Genomic DNA, 4386 nt, shown 5'->3' with positions numbered 1-4386 from the left:
CGGACCGTCTCGCGGAAGGTGGTCAGCTCGAACCCCGGCACGAGTGCCTCGATGTCCTTGAAGGCGGTGTCGGGCCCGACGCCCGCACCCTCATCGGCTCCCACGAGAGCCACGAGGTCGTCCACCGGGACGCCCAGCCCGTCGGCCGCCTCCTGCAGGGTCATCCAGCCCTTGAGGTCGTCGACGACCATCTGCCCGGCAGGCACGGCCGCGCGACCGCTCGTCTCCCACCAGCCCGCCGCCTGGGCGACCCCGATGGCGCCGAAGAACAGCACCAGTGACAGGGCCGGCATGAGCCAGCGGCTCGTCCTCCTCATCGGTCGGCCCCCGCCTTCTCGGTCGCGGGCCGGCGCCGGTTGATCGTCACCGGCAGGGGCCCGGGCGGGACCGTCGCATCGAGCTGCTTGCGAAGGTGCGCCCACGGCGGGGCTGCGGTCACCTCGAGCGCGCCGGACTTGGGGCAGGTCGCGACGCACTCCAGGCAGCCGATGCAGTCCGCGCTGACGGTCGGGTTCGCCTTGGCGACGTCGATGCCCACGGGGCACGGCTTGTTGCAGAGGTTGCAGTCGGTGCAGGCCGAGGCGCTGCGACGGATGCGGAGGATGCTGAAGCGTTCGAGGACACTGAGGGCGCCACCGAGGGGGCAGAGGTAACGGCAGAAGGCGCGCTCCACGAGCATCGAGGCGCCGAGGACGGCGACGAGGATCGCGAGCGCCGGCCACATCGCGGCGAGGTTCGGCTCGAAGACCCACGACAGGCCGAAGAGCGTGACGTAGGGGTCGTAGTCGGCGAACCACAGCTTGAGGGTCGTGGCGCTCGCGACGAGCACGACACCGAGGACCACGAAGCGGCCATGGCGCAGGACGCGGTCCACGCGCGGGGGGACGGTCACGGTCGGGACGTGCAGCCTGCGCTTCAGCCAGTGCAGCGCGTCCTGGATCGCGCCGAACGGGCAGATCCAGCCGCAGAAGGCGTTGCCGGCGATGAGCACCGCCGTGAGCAGGCCGACGCCCATGGCGACGTTCGACGGGTGGATCTTCGAGATGAAGCTCCCGGTCGCGATCCACGTCCACATCGTCTCGAGCGCGCCGAAGGGGCACAGCGCGTCGACCGAGGGGGCGCCGCTCGCGGACTCCACCTGGTGGCGGACCGCCATGGCCGTGATGAGGACGACGATGGCGAGCTGGACGACGCGGCGGCGGCGGTGCAGGCCGGTGATCGCCTTCATTCGCCGCTGGTAGGCCGTGGGCTTCCTGACGGGTGCCGAGCTGTCGGTGGAGCGCCTGAGCGCACTCGGATTCGTGGCCATGTCGTCCTCGCTCTGTCGCGTGCCCCTCCGGGCGCCAGTCGTGCTGCCGGAACGGCCTCATCCTTTTCCCGACCTGTGAAGGGTCGATGAAGCTGGCGTGAAGTGCGTGCGCCGCCTCGAGCCTCCGGACCGGGGTCGGGTCAGGTGTCGCGTCGGTAGATGAGCGCGGGGACGCCCTGGGGAGTGATGTCACGACGGTCGAGGGTGAAGCCCAGCCGGGAGGCCATCCGGATGCTGGCGGCATTCTCCGGGTGGATCACGGCGATGAGGTGGTCGACGTCGAGGTGTGCCGCCGCCCACCCCAACCAGGCATGCGACGCCTCCGTCGCCAGCCCGCGACCCTGCGCCGACCGGGCGAGCACGTAGCCGAGCTCGACCTCGCCCCAGGCCGGCCAGTCGTGCAGTCCGACTCTGCCGATCATCAGGCCGGAGGCCTTCTCCACCACGGCGCTCTGGCCCCAGCCGCGATCGCTCCAGATCCGCTCGAAGCGGTGGCACTGCTCGCGCACGGCCGCGTCGTCCCAGGGCCCCGGACCGAGGAAGCGGGTGACCTCCGGATCGGCATACAGGGCGGCCAGCTCGTCGGCCCGGGTCGAGCCGAGTGGCGTCATGAGCAGTCTGGGGGTCTCCAGGACCAGCGGCGCGGGGCCTGCGGACGTACTCATGGCGCCCAGCCTTCCACGCAGCGAAGGGTGCGTGGGCGCTGAGGCGAGCTCAGCGGCATACGGACATGGTCGTATGCCGCTGAGCCACCTTGGGGGCCAACGTGACCCCCAACCTAGGGCGCACTGAAGTGCTGGAAGTCGGGCTCGGCGAACAGCCCGCCCCACTCCCAACCGAGGCGGTCGAACTCCCGGCGCACGACGTCGCCGTCACGGATGACGCCGCGTTGCGGCCGGGCGTCCGCGGAGCGGTCGACGCCCACGAAAGGCCGTCCCGCGGACGGCCGGACCTCCCCGTCGATGACATACGGGTTCTGGACGGGGTTGACGTCGATGGCTCGCCCGTAGGCGTGGTCGGACCAGGACGCCCGGCCTGCCACCCGCCGACAGTTGTAGGCGGACGTGTTGTTGGCGGCCATGGACCTGTCGTCGTCGCCGCCGAACTCGTCGATGAGCAGCATCCGCTCGATCGGGAACCGGGCGGCATAGAGCGCGGCGAACACGTCGACGACGTCGGCGGCGACGTCGGAATGAACGACGAGCTCACCTCGGCGCGCGCGACCGTCGAAACCGACATGCGTGACGACGAGGTGGCGGAGGTCCGCGAGGGGAACCGGACAGGTCGTGGGGTCATGACTCTGCATGCCGGCGCGGACCGACGGACCGATCCGGCTGACGGAGGAGGCGAAGTCGGGGAGCGCGGTGTCTGTCGGCTGCGGGTCGATGGCGCCGTCCGTGGCCCGTGGGGCGGGACCGGGCCCGGGTTCGAGGGCCGTGCAGCCGCGCAGGTCCCGCCACTCGCGGACGGCGGCAGCCGAGGAGTCGCCGGTGAGCGCTGTCGGGCCGCCGCCCTCGGGGCGGAAGCGGCCGGGGAGCCACTCGTCGCCGACGACCGCGCCGTCCCGGACGGACAGGCGCAGCACACCCGTGTCCGCCTGGCGACCGTGGTACCAGTAGAAGTTGCCCAGCCCATAGCTGACATAGGTGGAGCCGAGCAGGCCGGCACCGAGCGGCGTGTGCGCGTGGGACCCGACCACGATGTCCGCGCCGGCACGGCTGAGACTGCTGGCCAGGCGCCGCTGGCTCGCGGTCGAGCAGGAGTTGCCCTCCTCGCCCCAGTGCAGGTAGACGACCACGAGGTCGTCGCTCCGCGCCGACTCGCGCACGGCAGCGGTCAGGGTCGCGATCCCGGGCCCTCGCGCAGAGGCGAGGCCCGGCCCCGACCCGGGGGCGGCCGCCCAGATCGCGTCGGCGCTCTCGCGGAACGACGCGTCCGCGGCGTGAATGGCGATGTCCGTGCCCTTGACCTTGACGCGGTGCGGTGCGTAGGCCGCACGGTCGTTCCGACCGACGCCGACGACAGCCACGGCGCTGGTCTCCGCGGCTGCAAGGGTGTCGCGCAGGCCGGTGACGCCGAAGTCGGCGCCGTGGTTGTTGGCGACGGTGACGACGTCGACCCCCGATCGACCGAGCACCTCGAGGGCGGCCGGGCCGGTGCGGAACCAGTAGCGGTTCGCCGGGTCCTCGAGTTCCTTGCGCGTGCGGTCACCTCGGATCGCCAGGGCCGACTCGAGGTTGACCATCGCCAGGTCCGCGTCGCTCAGGACGTCCGACATCGGGCCGAGGGTGGAGTCGGGGTCTGACGGTACGTCGCGGTAGGCGCCCTCGAAGTGCACGTCCCCGGCGAAGGCGAGCTGCAGCGTCGCCGCGGTGGAGCCGGTCGGGGTAGCCGCGGGTGTCTCGCTCGGGGTGTGAGTCGGGGTGTGAGTCGGGGTGTGAGTCGGGGTGGCGCCCGGGGGAGGCGCGCCGGACCTGGTCACCGCGGGCTGGTCGCGCTGCATCGGATCGAGCGTCACCTGGACGAGGATCGCGCCGCCGACCGCGGCCGCAACGACGCCGGCGGCCAGCACGAAACGGGGACGTCTCGGCACCCCACCATCGTAAGAGCGGTCGACGTCGAGGGGGCCTGGCCGTGGGACCAGAAGCACGTGCGGCGACGCAGAAGGCGGTGCGTGGCCGCTGACCCTCGACAGGCCGGCTGGGCACCCCTAGCGTCAGTGCATGGTCGAGTTCTCGTCCGAGGCGCGAGCAGTCATCGAGTCGGGACGGCTGGCGCACTTCGTCACCGTGAACGCCGACGGCAGCCCACACGTGACGATCGTCTGGGTCGGACTCGACGGCGGCGACATCGTCATCGGCAAGCTCATGGTCGACCGGAAGGTGCGCAACATCCGTCGCGACCCGAGGGTCTCGCTGTCCATCGAGGCCGTGGGCAACACGCACGGGATGCAGCACCACCTCGTCGTCGAGGGAGAGGCGCGGATCACCGAGGGCGGAGCGCCGGAGCTGCTGCATGACCTCGCCCAGCGCTACGTCGGTCCCGGCACCGAGTTCCCGCCGATGCCCAACCCGCCC

The 4386-nt window shown here is 71.8% G+C and carries 5 protein-coding genes; 1 reads left to right on the top strand and 4 read right to left on the bottom strand.

Features of this window, described 5'->3' with window-relative positions; genetic code table 11:
• The 4 genes from LOY02_RS13510 to LOY02_RS13495 form a co-directional block, all read right to left on the bottom strand.
• A partial coding sequence (locus LOY02_RS13510; RefSeq protein WP_317182883.1) for a hypothetical protein occupies positions 1–317 on the bottom strand: 317 nt, incomplete at its 3' end.
• On the bottom strand, positions 314–1228 hold the full coding sequence (locus LOY02_RS13505; protein ID WP_317182882.1) for a 4Fe-4S binding protein: 915 nt from the start codon (positions 1226–1228) through the stop codon (positions 314–316). The genes LOY02_RS13510 and LOY02_RS13505, both read right to left, overlap by 4 nt.
• Before the next feature lie 221 nt (positions 1229–1449).
• Positions 1450–1974, bottom strand: coding sequence for a GNAT family N-acetyltransferase (locus tag LOY02_RS13500; RefSeq protein ID WP_317182881.1), 525 nt, complete (start codon positions 1972–1974; stop codon positions 1450–1452).
• Between the two features lie 113 nt (positions 1975–2087).
• Entirely contained in the window at positions 2088–3902 is a 1815-nt protein-coding gene (locus LOY02_RS13495) for a CapA family protein (protein WP_317182880.1), read from the bottom strand.
• Between the two features lie 130 nt (positions 3903–4032).
• Between LOY02_RS13495 and LOY02_RS13490 the strand changes: the two genes are divergently transcribed.
• A partial coding sequence (locus tag LOY02_RS13490; protein WP_317182879.1) for a PPOX class F420-dependent oxidoreductase occupies positions 4033–4386 on the top strand: 354 nt, incomplete at its 3' end.

Source organism: Intrasporangium sp. (assembly GCF_032907665.1).
In the GTDB taxonomy this organism is placed as follows: Bacteria; Actinomycetota; Actinomycetes; order Actinomycetales; family Dermatophilaceae; genus Intrasporangium.
The sequence above is the reverse complement of the archived record's forward strand: the minus strand, read 5'-3'. Positions and strand labels throughout refer to the sequence as shown.

Bases quoted from the DNA above. Each gene is read 5' to 3' on its own strand.
- LOY02_RS13505 (WP_317182882.1), bottom strand. From the start codon at position 1,228: ATGAAGGCGATCACCGGCCTGCACCGCCGCCGCCGCGTCGTCCAGCTC.
- LOY02_RS13500 (WP_317182881.1), bottom strand. From the start codon at position 1,974: ATGAGTACGTCCGCAGGCCCCGCGCCGCTGGTCCTGGAGACCCCCAGA.